The sequence below is a fragment of the Cellvibrio sp. ATLC23 genome, from assembly GCF_057196725.1.
In genome coordinates, this window is sequence record NZ_JBXUOS010000003.1 from 337645 (window position 1) to 360865 (window position 23221).

Here is a 23221-nt window from a genome sequence, read left to right on the forward strand (position 1 = left end):
GCTCTATGCCTTGTCCATGGCGGGTAAAGCGCGATCTTGGCATTGGTCGCCGCAATAAACGAATCATTCTAGAAGCCAAACGGTTTCTTGGATGTGACAGTGAGCACAGTTGATCTGGCGCCTGAGTTATTTTTTGCTGCGCTGCACGATAACGGTTAAATACTGCCCAAACCTTACATTTATCGCCTAAAGAATCCAAGCTTAGTCGTTTTTAGGAGGATTGTAAGTAGGGTTGGAAACCCGTCGTCCTGTGCAATGGATCAATCTTCGTCTGGGGTACATTTAATCCTGAACATAAAAAAACCGGTGTGCAACTTTCCTGCCCACCGGTTTTTTATAACGCACTTAGGAGCAAAAGATTATTCCGTGATGCGGATAGTATCTATGTTGATATAACCGTAAGCGAAGGGGGTTCCTGTGGCATAAACATGAAAACCTAATTTTTTCACATTGTCCGCATTAAACCCATTGGGAAAACTACTACCCAGAGTTGTCTTCAGCGTATACCACTCAACGTCCATCATTCCGCTACTGCTGAATCGCTCGGTGGAAACTGTGCGCCCTGCACTATCAGTTGCTACTAAGGCAAATTCAATAGGGCTGGCATATCCAGATACTATCGCTGAACGCAGCTTAACTTGCATGCTGACTTTTTTATTCTTAATGCTAATCGCATTAGCTAAGACAGTTTCAAGCGCCCAGTGATCAAAACTGGTTCGCCATTCAGGGAAAGTACCCAAGCCCTGTGAAAGATGCTTGTGTATTTCAGTTACCCCACCTTCATAGGACACAAACTTCCAATTATCGGCGGCGGCAAGGGTATTAAAGTGCTCGGCATAGACCTCTTTGGGGGCTGCGACACTGCCGGTACCCTTTTCCCACTTGATATTGTCCAACTGAAATTTAACGCCGGTTTGCGCACCGTGATCGATGGAAGGACGAATCAACAGTGCAGTATCAACCCGTTTCAAGTCCAATCCATCGCGCACCAAATCAGCAATACTAATACCGACGGTTTGCCATTGATTTAATATATTGACCGGCACTTTTACCGAGTGCGAGAGACAAGGCCAGACACACTCTACGATCACATCAAAAAGCATCTGCGCTTTGTTGTAATCATAAGCATCGCCATAACTCTGTACATTGATATCAAAGCTGAGTTTGCCGGTTGCATAAGCACTGCGATCAACTGGATCGGTATTCACATAAAACTGGCTCTCGTAGCCGGTTTTATTCCCAAAACTCACCTCGATTACTTTTCCATGCCCCGCTGCTGCAGAGTCCACCAATTTCCACTGTACATTGCTTGCGTTGCTTTCCGTTTTATAGCCCTGCCCCTGACCAGTCGCTGCATTATTTTCCCAAACTTGAAAGGCACCCCAATCTTTGTTCAGGCAGTCAATAAAAATATTGCCGCCACTGCCGCAACCACTGCTGATGGTTCCGGGGGAACTCGCCCCAGCTGATCCACCGCTAGTTCCTCCACCACTACCTCCACCACCACAAGCAACCAACAATAAACTTGTCAGTAATGCTCCTAATACAGATTTCATAACAACTCCTTGATGTTTATTTAACGCGGCCTGAATTGTTGAAGACTCCCAAATATAACAAGCTTCAACGCGCCAAAATTGGCGCGAGCATTAGAGCAGAAGGGAGGTAGGAAGCATAGATTGGCGCGACAAATGCGTCACAAATAGAGCCTAAAGAGGGCTGGCAAGACCTTTGCTATAAAACACTTTCCCATCGCCAGCAATGATCACCGCATCAAAGCCCGGTAGCTTGTCGATTAGCGCCAAACCTTTTTCTACGCCCAGCACAAACACGGTGGTTGAGAGCGGGTCGGTATCGAACCCGAGCGGGCCAATGATGGTGACGCTGTTGATGCCATTGGTGGATTTGCCGGTGCGCGGGTTGATGATGTGATGCACCCTCTCGCCCTTGTTATCGATAAAGTAACGCTCGTAATCACCCGAGGTAGAGACAGCTACATCCGCCAGTGGCAGGGTGATAGCCACGGCGTCGGCGCGTGGGTTTTTGATGCCCACCATCCAGGGGCGACCAAGTTTATCGCCTATAACGCGGCTATCACCACCGGCGCTGATACTCGCGTGCTGCACGCCAAACGATTGCACAATCGCAATCGCGTTATCCACCGCATAACCCTTGGCTATCCCACCCAAATCGATATACAACTTGGGATGCTCAAACCAGAGGGTATTGTTATTGGCGTCGAGATGAATCAGGCGGTAATTGATCGCGGGCAGTAGCGTTTCACGCTGCTGTTTGCTGGGGGAAAGTTTGTTGCGGTAGTCGTAGTAGCGCCCGAGGGATGCGAAGGTGATGTCGAACGCACCCTCACTTAAGGTGCTGTAATAATTGGCTTTTTGGATAATTTTCGCCAACTCGGGGGAGATGCTGATTGGCTTGTCGGCGCTGGCTTTGGGCGCTAATAGATTGACGCGGTAGAGTTCGCTGGTTTCGATATAAGGGCTGAAGTGGGCATCGATACGGCGCATTTCAGCCATTACCGCCGCGACGGCTTGCTCAGCTTTTTCATCGCTCTCTAACCAAAGTGCAACACTGACTTTGGTGCCCATAATATCTTGCGTATCGCCATGCCATGCGGCCCAACCAGATTGACCGCCAAGGGACAACAGGGCGCAGATCAGCCACTGCGACAGACTTAATTTCACAGATTTATATCAACTTGATAGTGAGTTTTGCCCGTTTCATCGACCCGATTTTCCTGGGCGAACATGGCGAGCATATCGATAGCATTAGCCGCCTCAAAAAAGGCTTTTGGCGCCGCTAACTCACCGGTGACTTTACCGCCACTGGGCGCCGCCAATTCGATTTGCAGGTTCACATCCACCGGCCCTGTCAGCTGGAAGAGTTTGGCGCTAATGCCGTTATTGCCATTGTCGCTCAGCTCGGCGCCATAACTGCCTATATCCAACCAGTTAGTGCCGGTATTCACCCGAGCACCATTCCACGTGAGCTTGCCCTTGAGTTTGAGCAGCACATTGCCACGCAATTCAAGTTCATTAATATGGGTCGAGAATTGACCTTGAATCGGTACCGGCAGCTTGGGTTGCAGCAGCGCAACCGGCAACAATAGGTCCGCATCGCGCACTTTTATCGCCCCGCCAGAACCGATGCAGACTTCGCCATTAAACTCTTGCATGGGCAATTTGGTGGTCACCTGCGCACAGGGCGACAGGGTCAACAGAGAAAGTGGACTGAGGCTCCAGCTTAACTGCCCCAGTGAATATTCTTGATCGATCGTGCGCACGCTGGCCAAACTGGCGCGGCCATTCCAGAGCGTTCCAGTGACGCCACTGAGTGCTATGCCGGTCCCACGAGTCAGCAGATAAGCACCCCAAATAGCGGGGATACTACTGATCACAAAGACCAGAAACAGCACGACTCCGAGTGGAATCCAGAGTTTTTTGTGAGTTTTTAGTAAAACAGGTAAACGGCTCATAGGGCTGATTTCAATCGTGAACGGGTTGTATCGATGCGTTAGCAAGCAATCGACAGGAACATCAACAGAGCGTTAATGTAGCGTGTTAATTAATTTTTTTGCAGGCGCAGATTAACCATGACCTGACCAGGATCATTGGTGGACGCTATCGACAAATCGCTCACGCGAATCCCCTGCTTAAATTCAATTGCATACAGCCATTGCATTAACGGAGCGTAACCAGCGCGATCCAAACGCACCCGCACTTCACCATTAGCGCCCGGCTGAAAACTACTCATCGACAATCCATTCGCGCGCAAAGTGCTATCGATCAAACCGTTGATATTCTCGTTACTGACACTCGCCCCGGCATTGCGCGCCTGCTGGATTTGCGCCGCTGCAATTTGTACTCGCCCAAGCGTTTGGGTAGAGGCGACATTGGCAGCCAGCAACCGGTCGCGTTTGTTCTGAATGGGCGTGAGCACTACCAGCCAAATCAAGTACACCGCCACCGCCACACTACAGCCCAAAATGAGCATCTGATCGCGACGACTGTACTTGTTGAGCAGAGCCAATAACTGATTAATCTGATTCATAAAGGCCTACCGATTAAGGATTCTTGGTCACTTTGAGGCGCGCAGTCTGCACATTGCCTTGGGCATTAAAACTTGATGTCTCTGCGTTCAGGCCTTGATCGCGAATTTTTTGGCTAAGCGATTCAAACGCGCTAAAGCTGTCGGCCTGAATATTGATATTCAACTCGCCCGACTCACCCGCATAGGAAATCCCTTTGATGATGACATTCGGCTCCTGCGCAATTAGCGGCAGCACCTGTGCCATCAACGCGACCACGCTGGCCGACTGCCCAACCGGTTTGGATTGGCGCAGCAGGTTGTTGAGTTGTTTTTCCGGATCAACAATACGCCCTTGGGTGATAACACCGCGCGCAGTCGCTTCAATTTGCTGGCGAATTTTCAGGTTTTCGCCACCGAGTTTATGAATTTCAAACATGAGGGTGCCGAGATAAACCGCGACACACACACCGGCAAAAATCGCCACGGATTGCCAGAGTTTCCACCAGCGCTCAATTGGCAAACGCTGGGAAAAATCGCCTTGGCACAAATCAATCGAGCTATTACTGAAGTCCAGCGCCCACTCATCGGCAAGGGTTTGACTGGCGATAGAGTTTTGCAGCTCGGCAGGAATCAGTTCGCCCAAGCTGGCGAGATCACCCTCAGTGGCCGCGCGCAGGTGCAGGTTGGGCAGGCGATCTACTCGCTCCTGATCACGCAGTAACATTTGTAGTGCCATGCGCGCATGTTGCTGCGCCACACTGAAACCCAGCGTAGCGGAATAGCGCAAGTAAACCTGATCTTGATACAAACCTAGCGACCAGTGATTGTCTGTGTCAGTCACCGCTTCAGCGGCGAGCGGCAGTGTCAGCGGCGCGGTCCAGCAGCGGGTCACTTCGATACCCAAGGCGGCAAGCTCAGCAAAAGCGGCTTGCAGCCAGATTTTGTCGGCAAAAGCGACAACAACTTTGCCATCAGCCGGGGTACCCAACGCAAAGTGAAGATCTTCCACATCACCTACTACCGACTCTTCCAACTGGAAGGGCAAGAGATTGCGCAGGTGTTTTTTCTCTTTTTCGCTGTATTCCAACTGGCGTGTATTCACACGGCTACCGGGCAAAATAAGCCAGGCTGATTGCGGGTTGATCGGTTTGTCACTCAGCGCGGCGCGCAGGGCTTCGCGGTTGCCAGTCTCGCCTTCGCTGGCGGGCGTACCGTCGATACCCAGCCAGCACCAGCGAAACTGATCCGCCAGCGTTTTGCCGTCATCGGAGGTTGTTACAGAGAGCACCAATTGCATGGACATAATTTGCTCTAGCTCGTTATTAAAATCAGCTTGTTATGAGTCTGATCGGGGTTAAGGCTATTCAACCAATTCAGTATCACCATCGTCATCTTTTTCGCCGCGATCTACGGTGGGCAATTCAAACACATCATCGCGGCGGATCACTTTAAGTGTGCCCGGCTCGGCGCCGCGCATCAGCAAACTACGCATGCTGCGGCGCTGATCAACCAACTGCACCGTGGAATTCAGCCAAAAATATTTGGTAGCAGTATTCAGTCCATCTATATCCAGCGGTTTACCGGCAAACATACTATCCCAGGCGGCCGATATCGCGGCCTTATCCGCAAACCCTGTCTGTGGGCGGTTGGCGATAAACCGCTCCATATCAGCAGGGTTCATCGGCACCAAATCAGCCTGACCGTTAAGACACAACAACAGGTTATTCATGCCCTTCCCATAGGGGCTAATCAGATCCATGGTATTAATATTCAGTCCGGCATCTGCCACGGGTAAGGCAGTAACAAACGGCTGCAATAGCGTTATCAGCATCGGGCTTTCGTTAAAACCACGCACCAGACGCAGCTCATCCACCGATTTAAACATCGCATTGGCCGCGCGATACCGCTCTTTTAAACCCTGATAAAAGTTGGATTCCGCACCGCCAGAGCCTGATTCGGCATCATCCGCATCAACCCAATCTACTACACCGGCGAGTAACATTTCCGCTTGATTCTGGTCGAGCGGTAAATCCGGAAAAGTCTGCAATAAGCGGATAAACCGCCGCTGCGGCTCGCTGTAGCGCTCAGGTGTGCCCTCCGGTTTGGTCAGATCGATAGGACGCGCCAGATCATTCAAATTTAACTGGGTAGTGGCATCGGTCATTCTGGCAAAGCCGCTGACGCCTTCATCCTCAATCGGTACTTCACTGCCCCAAGGCTCACCTAAATAATCGATAGTTGGGTCAAGATCCGCTTCGCGGAACATCAACTTGGCCACCTCTTCAGTGCCCTCTAAAAACGCCCGCGCCTGAGCACCGTGCCAGCGGGTTTCTGCGCGCGCCAAACCCAACTGATATTGGGCGGCAAATTTGACACTGAGCCCAGCCACCAGCGCCACAATCAGCAATACCAGCACCAGCACAGTACCCTGCTCGGCATTCGGCTTACCAGCCGGATTACTGCTGTTCAGGCATGGCAAAGAGACGCACACTGCTGCCAACTCCTTTCAGTTCGATGGTGATCTCTACGGCCAGCGGCAGATCCTGCGCACTTGCGCCCTGCTGATTATTATCTGGCCATTTTTGTAGCCAATCCTCCGAGAATTCGCGCCCTTGGAGCGCCGACTTACCTCTGGAAGTGATTGCCCCCTGAAACAATAAACGCAGCTGAAAATCCTCAACATCGTCCAGCAATAACTGATGAAAACCGTCATCCTCTTCCAAATCCACATCGGACAGTTCGAGATTGCGCTCGGGGGCGAAATCGCGCCAGAGCTGACCATCAACCACCCGGTACCCCACCATTTGTAAATCGCTACGAGGCAAGTTGGAAAAATTGACCCAACCGCGACGTTTAAACAACAGCACCAGTTGATCGGCATTTTCGCCCGAGGAGCGCAGGCTTTCCGCCTGAAATACGGTGTTTTTATCTGCCGCAGCCGGAGGTATTACATGACGTAAATCCGCTGCCATGATCTGCCAAGCGCGGTCGAGGCGATTGATTTCCGCGAGAACTTCGTTGGTGCGTGTGGCGCCGCTATCCGCAGCGTTGAGCGATTCAAATGCCATCACCGCGATTAGCGCCGATATCACCAGCGCAATCAGTACCTCTAATAAAGTGAAACCCCGCGACCGATTCATTGGATCACCTGAACTAACTCAGGGTCGCTAATATAACCAGTCAACCGCGCCAGCACTGGTTTGCTTTCATCAACCGCCGAGCGCCCCAAACTCATGCCATCGGCGGTGCCTAACAAGCGCACGGCGATTTCAACTCGTTTAAAACCGGGCACTGGCAAGGTATCCATGGCGATAGTTTTTAGCTGCCACTGCCAGCGCAACCCCATCATATCCACGGTGCCAGCGTCTTTTTCTGGCACTTTGTAATCGACTAACGCTTTCTTGGCTTTTTGTTGCTGCAACAAGCGCACTCGTGTCAGCTGGTTTTCCGCCACCCAATAGGCGTAGGTTTTATCGCGGATTGCCGCTGAACCATCCAATTGGGTCAACACCAAAGTGATCAGCGCCGGCAGCGCCATTGCTACAATCATCAATGCAATCATGGCTTCCAGCAGGGTAAAACCGCGCTGCCTAGTGCCAGCACCCGAGCGGCGCAAAAGAGAGAATTTCATCGCCCGCGCTGCTCCTCTTCAACCCGCTTTTCTTCACTGAGCCAATGCAGCTCACCGGCCAAATCCAATTCAAATTGCTCGGTTTGAACTATTGCACCACTGGCTAGTTGATCGGCATAAATACTGATTTCAACCTTGCCTGAGCCATCACCACTGGGGAAAAAACCCATTACCGGGTCTTGATACTCCAGCTCCGGATCAAATTCCCAGAGTTCATCTTCCACCACAAAATCGATCTTCTGCCCTTCCGCTAAGCAGTGTTGGCTCAGCTCGGGCAAATCCTGCCATTGGCGGTCGCGCACCCGGCGCCACTGATAACACCATTGCTCCTGCCCATCTATATCTTGCGCTGGCCGAGGCTCAACAAACAGGCCGTGGGTTTCGCCCTTAAGCACCGATTGCTCGGCGATATAACTGGCTTGAAGCATAAACTCTTCGGCTTCTTTGCGGGTCATATCCGCCGCCGCATTACCGCCGACTGCGATCGAAATCACACCCACTGCCATACCAATAATAAAGACCACAAAAATGATCTCGATCAGGGTAAAGCCTTGCTGGCTGGATTTCACTGGCGCTGCCTTTGGTGGTTAAAACTTATTGCTCGTCCCAGACGCTGATGTCGGCGTTTTGGCCTTCACCGCCACTCACGCCGTCGGCGCCTAGGCTGTAAATATCGTATTCCTTACCGTCATCGGCGGGGCTCATGTATTGATAGTCATTGCCCCATGGGTCTTTGTTCAGGTTGTCGATATAACCACTCGACTTAAAATTGCGCGGTACCGGTGCGATAGAGCTTTTAGTCACCAGCGCTTCCAAACCTTGCTCGGTAGTGGGGTAATTGAAGTTATCGATGCGGTATAACTTGAGCGCGGTTTGCAGGGAGCTAAAATCCGCGCGCGCTTTTTGCACATTGGCTTTATCCAGGTTGTCCATCACGTTGGGCACTACAATACCGGCCAACAGGCCGATGATAATTACTACCACCATGATTTCGACCAGCGTAAAACCCGCCTGCTGCGCTCTTGTTTTCATCGATTTTATGTTCATTGTTGTGCTCATGACTGTCTCCTGAAATATCACTATAAACGGCTATCAACATCAACTCAGTCGCGTTAACCGAGCTTGGTCATTTCGAAAATCGGGGTGAGAATCGCCAATACAATCACGCATACCGCTCCCCCCATAAAAATAATGGTGGCCGGCTCCAACAAGCCCATGGCCACACCCAACATCATTTCCAATTCGCGCTCCTGATCTTTAGAGGCGTTATCTAACTGTTGCGGCAGAGTGCCATTGGTTTCACCACTGGCGACCAGCTGCACCAACAGCGGCGGAAAATGACCTGTATTTTCCATCGCCCGGCTCAGGCTCATACCCTCACGCACCGAGGCGGCGACGGTATCGCAAGCCTCTTGCAGGATTTTATTGGTCATCACCTGACCGGAAATATTCAGTGCCTGAAGCAGCGGCACACCACTGGCAGACAATAAACTCAAGGTGGCAGCAAAACGCGCCGAGTTAATCTGTTTCACCAACTCGCCAATCACTGGCAGCTTCAGCTGCACCACATGCCAGGCACGCAGGCGTTTGGGGTCGCGCATCAAGCGCTTGATGAAAAAATACACCCCGATCAAGGCAAATAACAAATAGACGCCGTAATTCATTAAAAAACTACTGGTGGCGATAAGACCCTCGGTCAGCGCGGGCAATTCACGCTTGCCCTGCTCAAAAATTTTGACCAGTTTGGGCACTACCAGCACCATCAACGCAACAATTACAGCGAGGCTCACCACCAGCATCACCACTGGGTAGATCATCGCCATTTTGATGCGCTGTTGCAGCTGCTGGCTGGTTTGGGTGTAATCCGCCAAGCGCTCCAGTACCGGGCTCAAATAGCCAGATCCCTCACCGGCGCGTACCAGTGCGCGATACATATCGTTAAAGGCGACCGGATTGTCGCCCAGTGCCTGCGCCAAACTAAAACCTTCCAATACTTTGGTGCGCACCTGGAGCACGACACGTTTAACGTTGGCTTTTTGCGATTGCTTAGCGGTTGCATGCAGGGCTTCGTCGAGCGGCAGACCAGATTTGACCAGCGAGGCCAACTGGCGGGTAATCAAGCTGAGGTCGCGCGTACTTAACTTGGATGCACGACGGCGGAAACTGGCAGCGATATTACCGCTCTCGCTATTGGCTGCTGCGGTGCTATCACCCGTGGCGCTCACCACCTCCAGCGGCTTTAATTTTTTCGCCCGCAATTGCGTGCGAATATGCCGCTCGGAATCCCCTTCCAGAATCCCTTTTACGGTTTTACCTTCATCGGTCAGCGCTTTGTAACTGTATGCACCCATAATCTACGTCCGCTACAGCTGGGTGGTGACGCGCAGCACTTCTTCAATGCTGGTGACGCCGTTGAGCACACACTGACGGCCATCGTCGCTCATGGATGGGCTGTGTTTGCGCGCTTCGGCCAGCAATTCCTGCTCGCCCGCTTGCTCGTGGATGAGATGGCGTAAACGCTCGGTGATCTCGATTAATTCGTAGATCCCCTTACGGCCGCGATAGCCCTGCTGATTGCAGTGCTTACAACCGCTGGGCGCCGGACGCCAGATGGGTGTTTCTTCGGGTAGTTTGAGCATCTCGCGCTCGGCATCGCTGGGCATATATTGCTCTTTGCAATGGCTGCAGAGTACGCGCACCAAGCGCTGCGCCATGACCACTTCAATACTGGACGCCAGCAAGAAGGGTTCTACGCCCATATCTTTCAAGCGCAACACCGCGCCAATTGCGGTATTGGTGTGGAGTGTTGATAGCACCAAGTGACCGGTCAGCGACGCCTGAATCGCAATTTCAGCGGTTTCGCCGTCGCGGATTTCACCGATCATCACCACATCCGGGTCTTGCCGGAGAATGGCGCGTAGACCGCGCGCAAAGGTCATATCAACCTTGGTATTCACCTGCGTCTGGCCAATACCGGGCAACAGGTATTCAACCGGGTCTTCAATGGTGAGGATATTGCGGCTGCGGGTATTGATATGGCTCAAGCCCGCATAGAGCGTGGTGGTTTTACCCGAGCCAGTCGGCCCGGTCACCAAAATAATGCCGTGGGGTTTAAGCAAGTTTTTGGTCAAGCGATCATAGACCAGCTGCGGCATCTGCAATTGCTCAAGCTTAAGTTGGCCTGCGGCTTGATCGAGAATACGCAATACAATCCGCTCGCCAAACGCAGACGGAATGGTCGATACACGGATATCCACCGCATGGCCTGCAAGGCGTACGGTAATACGGCCATCTTGCGGCAGGCGTTTTTCAGCGATATCCAAACGCGCCATTACTTTCAAGCGCGATACCAATACCGGCGCTAATTCCGCCTTGGGCGAGAGCACTTCGGTTAATACACCGTCGATACGAAAGCGTACCGAGACGCGATCTTCAAAGGGTTCAAGGTGGATATCCGATGCACCTTCGCGCACCGCCTGGGAGAGGATCGCATTGATCAAGCGAATAATAGGAGCGTCATCATCACCGGCGAGCAAGTCGGTACGGTCGGCCAAATCATCGGCCATAGACGACAAATCAAATTCGTTGCCCAAGTCTTCCGCTGCACGCTGCGCTGCGCCATCGCCACTTTGATATTCACGTGTGAGGCGCTTCTGGAAGTCTTCGGCGGGCAGCTCTTCCAGCACCAAATCGGCACCCAAAATACGCTGCAGTTCCAACAATACATCCAGTGTCAGCCCAGGGCGATGCAACACCCGCGGCATTAAACCGGGCGCCAGCTCTTCCAACATCACGCCATGTGCGGAAGCAAAACTGAACGGCAAACGCTCATAGACCGGGGGTTCGGCTACGACTTCGTCAAGGACCTCATCGGTCAGCACCAGCGGCTCCAACTCTAGCTCGCTCACGGCTTACTCCCCGGTTGCGTTCGCAGCATTTGCTGCTTCGGCTTGCTTGGTCTCTTCGAGATACTTCTGAATTTCTGCATCCCATTCGGGTAACACGGGAACATCGCGTTTGGGAATGAGAATCCCACGGGAACGCTGGAAATCCACCTGCTGCTCGCGAATGGTTCGATATTTTTCTGCCGTTGCACCCGTTAACACTTCATCAGTTCGGATAATCGTCGATTTAAGGAAAATCAATAAGTTAGTTTTGCGTTTAGAGGCGCTTTGGCTACGGAAAAGGTGACCAAGTACGGGGATACTACCCAACACCGGTACACGCGAATCACCTTTATTAATCTCATCCTGAATTAAGCCACCCAACACCACTGTTTGACCATCGCCCGCTAGAATTTGAGTTTTAATTTCACGTTTACTGGTAGTTGGACCGTTAGGGGAACTCTGAGTACTACCGATTACAGAGGAAATTTCCTGCTCGATATCCAAGACCAAGCTGTCGCCTCCATTGACATGTGGCGTCACTTGCAGCTTGATACCCACATCTTCCCGGTTAACTGTATTGAATGGACTGGCAAACGAGGTAGCTCCACCGGTGGTACCTGTATTAGCACCGGAGTATGAGCCCGTCACAAACGGAACCTGCTCCCCCACTAAAATTGATGCTTCGCTATTGTCAGTCGTTAAGAGACTCGGAGTGGATAGTATGTTGGATGACTCTGTCGTTTGCAGCAGTTTCAATACCGCCAAAAAGTCAATACTTCTACCTAAGCGTCCAACTCCAAATACAGGCGACTTAACAGCACTAATACCCCCTGCCAAAGTACCCAACGCAGTCGTGTCGCCAGGGTTGTCTAAAACATTCAGCGCTGCGCCTCCAACATTCGAAAGCGTCCCTCCCGAAGTGAAGCCACCAAAGCCCTGATCACCACCTTGGTACATCCACTCAATACCAATCTCTTTAGCGTTATTACCTTTGATTTCTACAATAATTGCTTCAATCAATACCTGCGCCCGACGAATATCCAAACTATCAATAATCGACAACATAGTGTCCATTGTGTCTACGTCTGCGGTGATGAGCACTGAGTTTGTTGCTTCATCAGCTTGAACCGCAGGCGGTGTGGCATTGGCGGGCGCGCCCTCCGCAGTTTTACCTTGCCCCAAGCTCTGGAGCATGCCCGACAGGACTTTCGCAACGTCTTCTGCCTTGGCGTATTTGAGGTATTCAACTCGCACGTTATTGTTTTTCGATTGCGGGCGATCCAGATCATCAATCAATAACTTAAGGCGCTGGCGAGTCAAATCATCGCCACTGATCACCACCGCGTTCGTGCGCTTATCCGCCACAATGACCGGCGGTGATGTGGTCATGCCACGGTTAGGGTCGGGTTTTTCCAACTGCGACAGCATAGCGACTACGTCAGCAGAGTTGGCGTAGCGCAGTGGGATCACATCGGTATGAGTGATGCCTATTTTATCCAGTTGCACCACGAGTTCATTCATCCGCGCAACGTTGGCGCGGGTGTCGGTAATGATCAGGGCGTTGCTAGGTTCATAAGTGGTGAGATGGCCATATTGCGGCACCAGCGGGCGCAAGGCAGCGAGGATTTTGGCAGCGCTGGTATTTTTAAGCGGAATTACCTGGGTGATATAAAGGTCATCTTTGTTGGTGACATTATTTTCGGTCGGGATGGGCAGATTGCGCGCGTCGCGGTTCATCACGATCCGCACAATATTGCCGCTCTCCACGGCGGTAAAGCCATGCACATCAAGGGACGCGAGAAATAGCTCGTACAACTCTTTCGCATTGAGCGGCTTGGAGTTGATCACCTTAATCGGGCCGCGTACTTTGGGGTCGATAATGAACGTTTTACCCGTCAGCCCCGCGATGGACTTAATCACATCCTGAATATCGGTATCGTTGAAATTGACTGCCCAGCGAGTTTCGCCTGATGCATCAACCGGTTGCGCTTCGACTTGGCCAAGGGCTGCACCACTCATGCCCACAAGCACTGCTAGCAACAGGCCGCCGATGATGTTGTTATTGTTACGACCATGAAACAGGATCACAAAAACCTCACTTGAGCATTACGTCTAGGTTAACTGTACTGCCACCGCGTCTGATTTCCAGATTCGCCGATGTGGCACTACCCATACTTTTGTAAATTTCCATAATCTTTCCCGGGCTGCTCAATGGCACGCCGTTAACTGAGGTCACTATGTCATCAGTTTGCAGCCCCAGTGAATTAAACATCTCCGCATTGCGCCCAGGGCGAATTTTGTATCCCACCACTTTGCCGCCTTCGCGATAAATACTCATTGCCACTACATCGGCAAGGGTTTTACTGGCGGCAGCGGCAGAGGGATCAGCGCCGAAACGCGGCGAATCCACTGCGGGGCTTTTATCGACATAAAGCGGTGGCTGTTGTTGATAGGGCGGGTTGGCATAACCACTCGGCGAGACTTGTACATCACCTGCTTGAGGGAACGCGACAGAACTGGTGAGTTTGGGAGCGTTTGGATCTTCTTTAAACAACCAGAGCGATTCAAAGGAGCCATTGTTATTGATAATAACCCGCCCATCCAACACCTTGGCGAGAGTCACATTATTGCCTACGGGCAGGGTATCGCCCACTGCATACACATCGGCACGCTCGCCCGAGGCGATAATGGCGCGACCCGCTTTTTCTTCATTACTGCCAAGCACCCCACGCAACACCAAGTTGAGTTGGGTATCAGCCGCATCATTTTCGATGCCCTGAGCAATCGGCTGAACATCAACGGACGGCGCCGCTTCTTGAGCGACGTCACCGAAGGGAGCCAATGACGTAATCTGACTTATGTTCACGGACTCAGCAGCAGCCCCTGACGTTTGTACATCAGCAGCGACAAGCGACAAGGTTGCCGGAGGAATCACCGGATTGGGAATGATGAGCCAAAACAGGCGCGCCAGACTGTGACTAAGCCAAATCACCAGCAATAGCATGACCAGCCACTGCCAGCGCTGTAGCGACACACGATTCAAAAGCGCAAAGAAGCGCCTGAGCTGGATTTCCAACTGGGCAGTACGCTGCTCGAAGGCGGCTCGATGGTTAAGTGATCTATCTTGCATAGGTCTGATTGAATCCCCACCTGGGCTGTACGACAAGAATCAGTGTGATGGCAAATAGTAGTCGTATCAAAAGCTTAGTGCGTTATGTTTATCAAAGCGATGAGATTCTACTCCATCCATATTACAAAAGCGAAGTACTAACAATGTGGCGCCAAGTCGCTAGGAACGCGAGTTTCAGCGCATTTTGGACGGCAGAACAGCGGGGAAGTTGCACAATCAATGAAATATGCGACAGAGGCCGCAAAATAGGCAGGTAAAAAAACAAAAAACCCTGATTGCAGGAGGGGGCAATCAGGGTTTTTACAGGATGACAGGCCATACCTTGGCGATAGATGTGCTCGATTCCATTTTACTCCTTGCCAGAGTCGCTTCCTGCGACAATCTCCAATGACGCCATTATTGATGAATTAAGCGTCACACAATAGTGGCTAATCTCGGCAAGTTTTGTAAGAGATGTCTCACAAAGACACCAATCAAAACGACTGCAGTTTTGCGCGTGCAGGTTTATAATCCGCCGCCTTCACTCAAATTCAGCGAGAAAACACCATGCCGCCCAAGACCTCTCCCGCCAAAAAGAAAGGCGTCGATTTTGAGCAATCGCTCAGCACCCTCGAAAGTCTGGTGAACCGTATGGAGCAAGGCGATATGACGCTGGAAGAATCGCTGCAAGCATTTGAGGCGGGCATTGCGCTCACCCGCGAATGCCAAACACGCCTCGCCGCCGCCGAACAGCAAGTGAACAAATTAATCGAGCAACAGGGCAATATAAGCTTGGAACCATTTCACGCCGATGAAGGCGACGCCTAATGCTCAGCGACTTTAAGCAATTTACCCAGCTTTGCCGCACCCGCGTTGATAGCGCCCTCGATCTTTATTTCCCTCTCGGAGAAGATCCTACCCAATTGCGCGCCGCCATGCGCTACAGCTTGTTCAACGGCGGCAAGCGCGTGCGCCCGATTCTCACCTATGCCGCCGCACTGGCGATCAAACCGGAAGCCGATCTCAGCCTGATCGACCCCATCGCCGCTGCACTTGAGTGCCTGCACTCCTACAGCTTGGTGCACGACGACTTGCCCGCCATGGACGATGACAAGCTGCGCCGTGGCAAGCCTACCTGCCATATCGCCTTTAATGAAGCCACCGCCATACTCGCGGGCGATGGCTTGCAGACACTTGCGTTTGATTTATTGACCCAAACCAATTTGCCGAGCAGCACACAAATCCAACTGGTGCGCCAACTTGCACTGGGCTCAGGCCTAGAGGGTATGGTGCTGGGGCAAGCAATCGATTTAGCCGCAGTTGCTCATCAATTGGATTTGGCACAATTAGAGCAGATGCACCGCCACAAAACCGGTGCCCTGATTCGCGCCAGTGTTGCCATGGGCGCCATTTGTTCCGGTGCGACTAAAACCCAACTGGCGGCGCTGGATAACTACGCGGCCGCCATCGGCCTCGCCTTTCAGGTGCAGGATGATATTCTCGATGTCACCGGCGATACCGCGACCATCGGCAAACAACAGGGCGCCGATATCGCCCGCAATAAACCGACCTATGTATCGCTGCTGGGGCTGGATGCAGCCAAAGCCAAAGCAAGCGAACTACACCGTCAGGCACTTGACGCACTGAGTGGTTTTGGCGCGAGCGCAACACAGCTGCGCCAATTGGCCAGCTATATCGTCGAACGCTCGAACTAGCCAAGGCTTAGGCAAGCCGCCTACAATGACCGACCACAAGCGGCAAACCGTACAACTATAAATGATGACTTGCATGCATAACGAAATCCCCACCAGCCGCCCGCAGACACCACTGCTGGACAGCATCGACTCACCCGCCGATCTGCGTGCGCTGGATGAAAAGCAATTACCCCAACTCGCCGACGAGCTGCGTGCGTTTTTGCTCTATTCGGTCGGCCAGACTGGCGGGCATTTTGGCGCAGGTCTAGGCGTGGTCGAACTGACCATCGCGCTGCACTATGTTTATCAAACCCCCGATGACCGCTTGGTGTGGGATGTGGGTCATCAAACCTATCCCCATAAAATTCTCACCTCGCGCCGCGAGCGGATGCACAGTATTCGTCAGGGTGATGGTTTGTCCGGCTTTCCGAAACGCGAAGAGAGCGCTTACGACACCTTTGGCGTCGGCCACTCCAGCACTTCCATCAGCGCCGCACAAGGTATGGCGATTGGCGCCAAAATGGCAGGAATTGAGCGTAAAGTCGCGGCGATCATCGGCGATGGCGCCATGACTGCTGGCATGGCGTTTGAAGCCTTGAATCACGCCGCGCACACCGAAACCGACATGTTAGTAGTACTCAATGACAACAACATGTCCATCTCGCCCAATGTCGGCGGCTTTTCAACTTACTTATCCAAAATCTGGGCAAGCAAGTTCTACAACTCCTTACGCGCAGGCAGCAAACAGGTGCTGGGCAAAATTCCGCCTGTGTGGGACTTTGCGCGCCGCACCGAAGAGCACATTAAAGGATTTATGTCGCCCGGCACTTTATTTGAAGAGATGGGCTTCAACTACGTCGGCCCCATCAATGGCCATGATTTAGGCGATCTGGTGCTCTGTCTGCGCAATTTGCGCGACATCAAAGGCCCCAAGTTGCTGCACATCATCACCCAGAAAGGTAAAGGTTTTGAACCCGCCGAGCTGGATCCGGTGGGCTACCACGCGCTGAATAAAATCGAACCGAAAAAAGCGGCGATTGGTGCAGTTGATGCGCCGAAAAAACCAAAATATCAGGATGTTTTTGGCCAATGGCTGTGCGATATGGCCGCGCAGGATGACAAGTTGGTCGGCATTACCCCCGCTATGTGCGAAGGCTCGGGCATGGTCAACTTTGCGCAAACCTATCCCGAGCGGTTTTACGATGTCGCCATCGCTGAACAGCATGCAGTGACCCTTGCCGCCGGTATGGCTTGCGAAGGGCAAAAGCCCGTAGTGGCGATTTATTCGACCTTTCTCCAGCGCGGATACGATCAACTAGTACACGATGTTGCACTGCAAAACCTTGATGTCACCTTCGCCATCGATCGCGCTGGCCTTGTCGGCGAAGACGGCCCCACTCACGCAGGCAGTTTTGATATTAGCTACTTGCGCTGCATTCCCAATATGGTGATTGCCGCTCCGAGCGACGAAAACGAATGTCGCCAACTGCTCTACACCGCCTACCAGCACCAAGGCCCCGCGGCGGTACGCTATCCGCGCGGCACCGGCACGGGCGTAGCGATTGAACAAACCATGGCCCGCCTGCCGCTTGGCAAAGGCCTACTGAAACATGATGGCAAACAAGTCGCTCTGCTCTGCTTTGGCACCCTGCTGCCAGTGGCGCAGCAAGTGGCCGAGCAATTCGGCTACAGCCTGTGCGATATGCGCTTTGTAAAACCGCTGGATACCGAACTAGTTGAACAGATGGCCGCCAGCCACCAATTGCTGGTCACGCTGGAAGAAAATGCCATCGCCGGTGGCGCTGGCAGCGGCGTGTGCGAATACCTCAACAGCCGCGCCCTGACCGTACCGGTTTTGCAGCTGGGTTTTGGCGATGAATTCGTCGAACACGCCAGCCAAAAACAGCAACTGGCCAGTCAGGGGCTGGATGCAAAATCTATCGCCGAACGCATCAGCCAGCGCTTGAGTACCGCCGCCAACACCCGCTTAGCCGCACGCTAAGCTCGATCTTGGCGGTGCAAGCGCCAAGTGGTGCTAGTATTGATTAACACCACCACTTTCCATCGATCCAATCTGCGAGGAGCGTTTTACCTTGTCATCCTCTAAAGCCGATCACTCCCAAGGGCTACTGTTATTCAGGCTGCACAACCAACAGGTGTTCGGTTTGGGCACCCTCAAAATTCAAGAGTTAGTGCCTTATCAGCCCGTAACCGCCATGGTCAACCAGCACCGCAGCATTTTGGGCGCACTGAATATTCGCGGGCACACCATGCCTATAGTTGATCTGGCGGCAGCCGTTGGCAAAGGCGCCACCCCCAAAGACGTGTTGGCGAGCAGTTTTATTATCGTCACTGATGTGCAGCGCCTCAAAGTAGGCTTTCTCGTGCGCCAAATAGAACGCATCACCGACACTAATTGGCGCGATATCAGCGCGCCAGATAAGGTGTTAGGTAAAGATATCTACATCACCGGTGTCACCCGGGTGGACGATCAACTGGTACAACTGCTGGATGTAGAAGTGATCATGGCGCGCCTGTTCCCACTCGATCCGTCCAAGGCCACCGCGACCATTAACGATGTAGAACGCGAACAACTGCGCCCTATGCGCATTCTGTTGGTGGATGACTCGCGCACCGCACGCAAACAACTGAGCGACTCGCTCGACGCCATCAATGTGCACTACCAAGTGACCGATGACGGCCAAAAAGCCTTGGAAATCATGCGCAACGCAGCCAATCAGGGTCAGCCTATCGACCTACTGGTCAGCGATATCGAAATGCCCGGCCTCGACGGCTACGAACTCGCCTTTGCCGTGCGCGACGATAAAAAATTGGCTGGCGCCTACATTATTTTGCACACATCTCTATCCAGCAGCATCAGCGTAAGCCAGGCTCGCCAAGTCGGCGCCGACGAGGCGCTCACCAAGTTTGATGCACGCGAATTAATCGATGCGATGCTGCGGGGGGCGGGGAAGAAGGTGAGATAGGCACCTCCACCGCACCGAGAGGTAACTATTAATTATCGGTAGAGCGCGAGCGGCAAGTGTTTCGAATAATTGTCGAAGTCTTTATCTGTCGTAAATATCTTCAACTTGGCGCGTATCGCTACCGCGCAAATCAGATAATCGGTATGCGACCCCTGAACGCCTCTGGCGCGGCAGAAGTTTGAATACTCAGCTGCAGCTTCATAATCGACATCCAGCGTTGGCTCATTGGGAAAGTATTGAAGTTTGGCGCGTAGATTTTCGTAACTTTGTTTATCGCTGTAACCTGACAGCAACTCCTGCCGGATGGCACCAATAATTCTGACTTGATTGTCGTCTATTAATTGGGTCAGTTCGGTGACTAGACCAGCATCGGCAGCTACTGCGCCACGCAAGGCGATAGACCAAACGCAGGTATCAACTAACACACCACTCATTTACGCCCCTGTTTGTAGTTGTAATCTACATCCTGCGGTAACTGCCCAAATAAAGCCGTGATTTCACGCTGTTTACGCCTTTGCACAAATTCTGCAAGCGCTTGATTTACCGTATCTTTTTTACTTGGAAGACCACCAATCAACAGCGCCTCATTGAGCAATCCCATATCGATTGAAAGATTTGTTGCCATCTTGAGACCTCTCGCTTACACACAAAAAACCATCATTTCACACAGTAGTCTACACACCAAAGTACAAAAATCAAACAGATTGCAACACCCCACCCGCAAACCTTTCCGCTAGAAAATCAACAAACAACCTCACCTTGGGCGCCAGATGGCGCTGTTGTGGGTAAACCACCCAAACGCCTGCATCTTTGAAGCGATACTCATCCAGCACCGCGACCAAACGGCCATCGGCCAGAAACTCATTGACGTAATAATCTGGCAGTTGCGCTAAACCCAAGCCTTTGAGGGCGGCGTCGACCAGTGCGGGGCCGGAGTTGGCTTGCCAGTTGCCGTGCACGACTAAATCCTTGCGCTGCCCCTGATCTTGCAGCAGCCAGTAGCCGCGGGTGCCGACTAAGCAGTTGTGGCGCTCCAGCTCGGTGAGGGTTTGCGGGGCGGAGACGCGCGCGAAGTAATCAGGCGAGCCGACGATATATTCCTGCCGGTCGCACAGGCGCTTGGCGACCAGGGTGGATTCGCGCATCACCCCCATGCGGATCGCCAGATCAAATCCCTCATCAATCAGCTCCACTTGTCGGTTGCTGAAATACATATTCACCTTCAACTGCGGGTGGAGCAGTTGGAAATCGTTCACTAATGGGGCGATATAGCGGTCGCCAAAAGTGGTGGCGGCGGTGATTTTGAGCAGTCCGGTCGGCTGCCCCTGATGGTGCTGTAGTAGGGATTCGGCCTCACGCAGCCCATCAAACAGATGACGGCAGCTCTCGTAATATAGCTGACCGCCATCGGTAAGACTGATCTGGCGTGTAGTGCGGTAGAGTAATTGGGTGCCGAGCTGCAGCTCCAACTGGCTGACCAAGCGGCTAACGTGGGAGTTGGATACTTGTAGCTCCCGCGCCGCCGCAACAAAACTCCCAAACCGGACCACAGCGATAAACGCTTCTACCCGCTCCCAATGTTGCATTGTTGCTCCAGTGCAATAATTAAGTGATTGTTAGGTAGCTTATTGCCAATGAGTCACTAGTCTACACTTTGCCCCCAGAAAATCCTCTCAAACCGGAATCAGGAGTCATTATGAAATCACGCGCCGCCATTGCCCTTGCCGCTGGCAAACCCTTGGAACTTGTTGAGATTGATGTTGATGGCCCAAAGGCCGGTGAAGTGCTGGTGCGCATAGTGGCGACCAGCGTGTGCCATACCGATGCTTACACCCTCTCGGGCGCTGATCCTGAAGGCGTATTTCCGGCGGTACTTGGCCATGAGGGCGCAGGAATTGTAGAAGCTGTGGGCGAAGGAGTGACCAGCTTGAAAGTGGGCGACCATGTAATTCCGCTCTACACCGCCGAATGCGGCAAATGCAAATTCTGCCTGTCGGGCAAAACCAACCTGTGTGGCTCAGTGCGCGCAACCCAAGGCAAGGGCTTGATGCCCGATGGCACCACCCGCTTCTCATTTGAAGGCAAGCCGCTGTTCCACTATATGGGCACCTCGACTTTCTCGGAGTACACGGTACTGCCGGAAGTCTCGCTCGCGAAAGTATCCAAAGAAGCGCCGCTGGATAAAATCTGCCTGCTCGGCTGCGGCGTTACTACCGGTATCGGCGCAGTAATCAACACCGCTAAAGTCACCCCCGGCTCGACCATTGCCGTATTCGGCTTGGGCGCTATCGGCCTAGCGGTGATCCAAGGTGCGCAGATGATGAACGCCAGCCGCATCATCGCTATCGATGTAAATCCCGACAAGTTTGAACTCGCCCGCCAGTTCGGTGCGACCGATTTTGTGAACCCCAAAGACCATAGCGCGCCCATCCAGCAGGTGATTGTGGATATGACCGACGGCGGCGTGGACTACTCGTTTGAATGTATCGGCAATGTGAACGTGATGCGCTCGGCGCTGGAGTGCTGCCACAAGGGCTGGGGTGAATCGATCATTATCGGCGTGGCGGGTGCAGGCCAAGAGATTTCTACTCGCCCATTCCAGCTGGTGACTGGCCGCGTATGGAAAGGCTCGGCGTTTGGCGGTGTTAAAGGCCGCAGCCAATTGCCCGGTTATGTGGATCGTTACATGAAAGGCGAGATCAAGATCGATGAATTTATCACCCACGATATGCCGTTCGACAAGATCAACAAAGCCTTTGAGTTGCTGCACCAAGGCAAAAGCATCCGCACCGTATTGCATTACTGATCGAGGGAGCGACCATGAGCCAAATAACCGAGATCGCCGCTAACAAAAGCTTTGGCGGCTGGCACAAACGCTTCAAGCATTACTCCAAGACACTCAGCTGCGAGATGATTTTTGCGGTCTATCTACCACCACAAGCAGAGACACAAAAAGTGCCGGTGCTTTGGTGGTTGTCCGGCCTGACCTGCACCGACGAAAACTTTATGCAGAAGGCGGGCGCCCAGCGCATCGCGGCGGAACTGGGTATCGCCATTATCTGCCCGGATACCAGCCCACGCGGACTCGATTTGCCCGGTGAACACGACAGCTACGATTTCGGTTCCGGCGCCGGTTTTTATCTGAATGCAACCCAGGCGCCCTGGAAAACCAACTATCAAATGTACGATTACGTGACGCAGGAATTGCCCGCATTAGTGATGACTAACTTACCGCTCAATGGGTGCGAATCCATTAGCGGCCATTCCATGGGTGGCCATGGCGCACTGGTATTAGCACTGCGCCAACCGGATCGCTATGCCTCAGTATCGGCATTTGCCCCCATTACCAACCCAAGCAATTGCCCTTGGGGCGAAAAAGCTTTTAGCGGCTATTTGGGCACTCAGCGCGGCACCTGGGCGCAATACGATGCCTGTAAGCTGATTTCCACTCGCCAATCGCGGCAGGAATTATTTGTCGATCAGGGCGAGGCTGATAGCTTTATCGCGGAGCAACTCAAGCCCGAACAGCTGCTGGCAGTTTGTAAAGAAGTAGAGCATCCGCTGATTTATCGCAGCCACGCCGGTTACGACCACAGCTACTTTTTTATCGCGAGTTTTATTGAGGAGCATTTGCGCTATCACGCAACGCATTTGTTCCGCAGTTAAGACAACCAGTGGGAGTATCAGAGAAACACAAAAGAGGGATATTCAAGGAAGGTGCTACTGGCTACTGGGGGAAGGGTGGAAACTCAAATCCTTTTGAGCTCACTAAACCACTCACTCATATCATGGTCATGCCAGTTATTTATACATTGGGTTTTTAAAAAAACCCAATGTACCGCAACACAAATGTGACGTACGTCCTGTAT

23 protein-coding genes are annotated in these 23221 nt (G+C 52.6%); 6 read left to right on the forward strand and 17 right to left on the reverse strand.

The annotated features are described in order from the left end of the window. Positions 1–359: 359 nt before the first annotated feature. The 14 genes from AC2CG4_RS07060 to gspC all read right to left on the reverse strand — a co-directional run bounded on the left by AC2CG4_RS07060 (position 360) and on the right by gspC (position 14692). Complete coding sequence (locus tag AC2CG4_RS07060; protein ID WP_484485574.1) at positions 360–1556, reverse strand: hypothetical protein; 1197 nt, start codon at positions 1554–1556, stop codon at positions 360–362. A 150-nt stretch (positions 1557–1706) separates the two neighbouring features. Beyond that, the gene (locus AC2CG4_RS07065) at positions 1707–2699 is read right to left on the reverse strand and encodes an FAD:protein FMN transferase (RefSeq protein ID WP_484485575.1); all 993 of its coding nucleotides are present in this window, start codon (positions 2697–2699) and stop codon (positions 1707–1709) included. Continuing rightward, positions 2696–3490 carry a type II secretion system protein N gene (gspN, locus tag AC2CG4_RS07070; RefSeq protein ID WP_484485576.1) on the reverse strand — a complete coding sequence of 265 codons (795 nt, stop codon included), beginning with the start codon at positions 3488–3490 and terminating at the stop codon, positions 2696–2698. Before gspN ends, AC2CG4_RS07065 begins: the two co-directional genes overlap by 4 nt. Positions 3491–3579: 89 nt before the next feature. Next, positions 3580–4065 (reverse strand): type II secretion system protein GspM, encoded by a 486-nt coding sequence (gene gspM, locus AC2CG4_RS07075; RefSeq protein WP_484485577.1) that lies wholly within the window; start codon positions 4063–4065, stop codon positions 3580–3582. A gap of 13 nt (positions 4066–4078) precedes the next feature. Continuing rightward, on the reverse strand, positions 4079–5347 hold the full coding sequence (gene gspL, locus AC2CG4_RS07080) for a type II secretion system protein GspL (RefSeq protein WP_484485578.1): 1269 nt from the start codon (positions 5345–5347) through the stop codon (positions 4079–4081). 57 nt (positions 5348–5404) lie between these two features. After that, positions 5405–6535: a type II secretion system minor pseudopilin GspK gene (gene gspK, locus AC2CG4_RS07085; protein ID WP_484485579.1), complete on the reverse strand. Its 1131-nt coding sequence runs from the start codon at positions 6533–6535 to the stop codon at positions 5405–5407. Further along, on the reverse strand, positions 6501–7184 hold the full coding sequence (gene gspJ / locus AC2CG4_RS07090; protein ID WP_484485580.1) for a type II secretion system minor pseudopilin GspJ: 684 nt from the start codon (positions 7182–7184) through the stop codon (positions 6501–6503). The genes gspK and gspJ overlap by 35 nt, the downstream gene beginning before the upstream one ends. Next, the gene (gene gspI, locus AC2CG4_RS07095; RefSeq protein ID WP_484485581.1) at positions 7181–7675 is read right to left on the reverse strand and encodes a type II secretion system minor pseudopilin GspI; all 495 of its coding nucleotides are present in this window, start codon (positions 7673–7675) and stop codon (positions 7181–7183) included. The genes gspJ and gspI overlap by 4 nt, the downstream gene beginning before the upstream one ends. Then, complete coding sequence (locus AC2CG4_RS07100; protein WP_062062667.1) at positions 7672–8244, reverse strand: prepilin-type N-terminal cleavage/methylation domain-containing protein; 573 nt, start codon at positions 8242–8244, stop codon at positions 7672–7674. Before AC2CG4_RS07100 ends, gspI begins: the two co-directional genes overlap by 4 nt. A 25-nt stretch (positions 8245–8269) precedes the next feature. Next, positions 8270–8734, reverse strand: coding sequence for a type II secretion system major pseudopilin GspG (gene gspG / locus AC2CG4_RS07105; protein WP_484485582.1), 465 nt, complete (start codon positions 8732–8734; stop codon positions 8270–8272). A gap of 53 nt (positions 8735–8787) precedes the next feature. After that, positions 8788–10026 carry a type II secretion system inner membrane protein GspF gene (gene gspF, locus AC2CG4_RS07110; RefSeq protein ID WP_062062674.1) on the reverse strand — a complete coding sequence of 413 codons (1239 nt, stop codon included), beginning with the start codon at positions 10024–10026 and terminating at the stop codon, positions 8788–8790. A 12-nt stretch (positions 10027–10038) separates the two neighbouring features. After that, positions 10039–11559 (reverse strand): type II secretion system ATPase GspE, encoded by a 1521-nt coding sequence (gspE, locus tag AC2CG4_RS07115; RefSeq protein WP_062063176.1) that lies wholly within the window; start codon positions 11557–11559, stop codon positions 10039–10041. 27 nt (positions 11560–11586) lie between these two features. Continuing rightward, on the reverse strand, positions 11587–13650 hold the full coding sequence (gene gspD / locus AC2CG4_RS07120) for a type II secretion system secretin GspD (RefSeq protein ID WP_484485583.1): 2064 nt from the start codon (positions 13648–13650) through the stop codon (positions 11587–11589). 7 nt (positions 13651–13657) lie between these two features. Further along, complete coding sequence (gene gspC, locus AC2CG4_RS07125) at positions 13658–14692, reverse strand: type II secretion system protein GspC (RefSeq protein ID WP_484485584.1); 1035 nt, start codon at positions 14690–14692, stop codon at positions 13658–13660. A gap of 546 nt (positions 14693–15238) precedes the next feature. On the opposite strand from gspC, the gene AC2CG4_RS07130 reads away from it, so the two are divergent. From AC2CG4_RS07130 to AC2CG4_RS07145, 4 genes are all read left to right on the forward strand, one after another. After that, positions 15239–15499 carry an exodeoxyribonuclease VII small subunit gene (locus tag AC2CG4_RS07130; protein ID WP_484485585.1) on the forward strand — a complete coding sequence of 87 codons (261 nt, stop codon included), beginning with the start codon at positions 15239–15241 and terminating at the stop codon, positions 15497–15499. Continuing rightward, positions 15499–16386 carry a (2E,6E)-farnesyl diphosphate synthase gene (gene ispA / locus AC2CG4_RS07135; RefSeq protein ID WP_484485586.1) on the forward strand — a complete coding sequence of 296 codons (888 nt, stop codon included), beginning with the start codon at positions 15499–15501 and terminating at the stop codon, positions 16384–16386. Before AC2CG4_RS07130 ends, ispA begins: the two co-directional genes overlap by 1 nt. Before the next feature lie 73 nt (positions 16387–16459). Beyond that, positions 16460–18367 (forward strand): 1-deoxy-D-xylulose-5-phosphate synthase, encoded by a 1908-nt coding sequence (gene dxs / locus AC2CG4_RS07140; protein WP_484485587.1) that lies wholly within the window; start codon positions 16460–16462, stop codon positions 18365–18367. Between the two features lie 91 nt (positions 18368–18458). Further along, a complete protein-coding gene (locus AC2CG4_RS07145; protein WP_484485588.1) occupies positions 18459–19352 on the forward strand; it encodes a chemotaxis protein in 894 nt (297 codons plus the stop codon). Positions 19353–19384: 32 nt separating this feature from the next. On the opposite strand, the gene vapC is transcribed toward AC2CG4_RS07145, so the two are convergent. From vapC to AC2CG4_RS07160, 3 genes are all read right to left on the reverse strand, one after another. Continuing rightward, positions 19385–19786 (reverse strand): type II toxin-antitoxin system VapC family toxin, encoded by a 402-nt coding sequence (gene vapC / locus AC2CG4_RS07150; RefSeq protein ID WP_484485589.1) that lies wholly within the window; start codon positions 19784–19786, stop codon positions 19385–19387. After that, a complete protein-coding gene (locus tag AC2CG4_RS07155) occupies positions 19783–19977 on the reverse strand; it encodes a type II toxin-antitoxin system VapB family antitoxin (protein WP_484485590.1) in 195 nt (64 codons plus the stop codon). Before AC2CG4_RS07155 ends, vapC begins: the two co-directional genes overlap by 4 nt. A gap of 70 nt (positions 19978–20047) precedes the next feature. Further along, on the reverse strand, positions 20048–20938 hold the full coding sequence (locus AC2CG4_RS07160) for a LysR substrate-binding domain-containing protein (protein WP_484485591.1): 891 nt from the start codon (positions 20936–20938) through the stop codon (positions 20048–20050). 110 nt (positions 20939–21048) lie between these two features. Between AC2CG4_RS07160 and AC2CG4_RS07165 the strand changes: the two genes are divergently transcribed. Together AC2CG4_RS07165 and fghA are read left to right on the forward strand one after the other, a co-directional pair. After that, on the forward strand, positions 21049–22158 hold the full coding sequence (locus AC2CG4_RS07165; protein WP_484485592.1) for an S-(hydroxymethyl)glutathione dehydrogenase/class III alcohol dehydrogenase: 1110 nt from the start codon (positions 21049–21051) through the stop codon (positions 22156–22158). Between the two features lie 23 nt (positions 22159–22181). Beyond that, the gene (gene fghA, locus AC2CG4_RS07170; protein ID WP_484485709.1) at positions 22182–23018 is read left to right on the forward strand and encodes an S-formylglutathione hydrolase; all 837 of its coding nucleotides are present in this window, start codon (positions 22182–22184) and stop codon (positions 23016–23018) included. Positions 23019–23221: the final 203 nt, after the last annotated feature.

What these genes read in the sequence shown, in the direction of transcription:
- gspI (WP_484485581.1), bottom strand. Translation starts at nt 7,675, where the DNA reads ATGAAATTCTCTCTTTTGCGCCGCTCGGGTGCTGGCACTAGGCAGCGC.
- gspG (WP_484485582.1), bottom strand. Translation starts at nt 8,734, where the DNA reads ATGAGCACAACAATGAACATAAAATCGATGAAAACAAGAGCGCAGCAG.
- AC2CG4_RS07130 (WP_484485585.1), top strand. Translation starts at nt 15,239, where the DNA reads ATGCCGCCCAAGACCTCTCCCGCCAAAAAGAAAGGCGTCGATTTTGAG.
- AC2CG4_RS07165 (WP_484485592.1), top strand. Translation starts at nt 21,049, where the DNA reads ATGAAATCACGCGCCGCCATTGCCCTTGCCGCTGGCAAACCCTTGGAA.
- vapC (WP_484485589.1), bottom strand. Translation starts at nt 19,786, where the DNA reads ATGAGTGGTGTGTTAGTTGATACCTGCGTTTGGTCTATCGCCTTGCGT.
- gspC (WP_484485584.1), bottom strand. Translation starts at nt 14,692, where the DNA reads ATGCAAGATAGATCACTTAACCATCGAGCCGCCTTCGAGCAGCGTACT.
- dxs (WP_484485587.1), top strand. Translation starts at nt 16,460, where the DNA reads ATGCATAACGAAATCCCCACCAGCCGCCCGCAGACACCACTGCTGGAC.
- gspN (WP_484485576.1), bottom strand. Translation starts at nt 3,490, where the DNA reads ATGAGCCGTTTACCTGTTTTACTAAAAACTCACAAAAAACTCTGGATT.
- AC2CG4_RS07160 (WP_484485591.1), bottom strand. Translation starts at nt 20,938, where the DNA reads ATGCAACATTGGGAGCGGGTAGAAGCGTTTATCGCTGTGGTCCGGTTT.
- AC2CG4_RS07155 (WP_484485590.1), bottom strand. Translation starts at nt 19,977, where the DNA reads ATGGCAACAAATCTTTCAATCGATATGGGATTGCTCAATGAGGCGCTG.
- gspL (WP_484485578.1), bottom strand. Translation starts at nt 5,347, where the DNA reads ATGTCCATGCAATTGGTGCTCTCTGTAACAACCTCCGATGACGGCAAA.
- gspM (WP_484485577.1), bottom strand. Translation starts at nt 4,065, where the DNA reads ATGAATCAGATTAATCAGTTATTGGCTCTGCTCAACAAGTACAGTCGT.
- ispA (WP_484485586.1), top strand. Translation starts at nt 15,499, where the DNA reads ATGCTCAGCGACTTTAAGCAATTTACCCAGCTTTGCCGCACCCGCGTT.
- AC2CG4_RS07060 (WP_484485574.1), bottom strand. Translation starts at nt 1,556, where the DNA reads ATGAAATCTGTATTAGGAGCATTACTGACAAGTTTATTGTTGGTTGCT.
- gspJ (WP_484485580.1), bottom strand. Translation starts at nt 7,184, where the DNA reads ATGAATCGGTCGCGGGGTTTCACTTTATTAGAGGTACTGATTGCGCTG.
- gspF (WP_062062674.1), bottom strand. Translation starts at nt 10,026, where the DNA reads ATGGGTGCATACAGTTACAAAGCGCTGACCGATGAAGGTAAAACCGTA.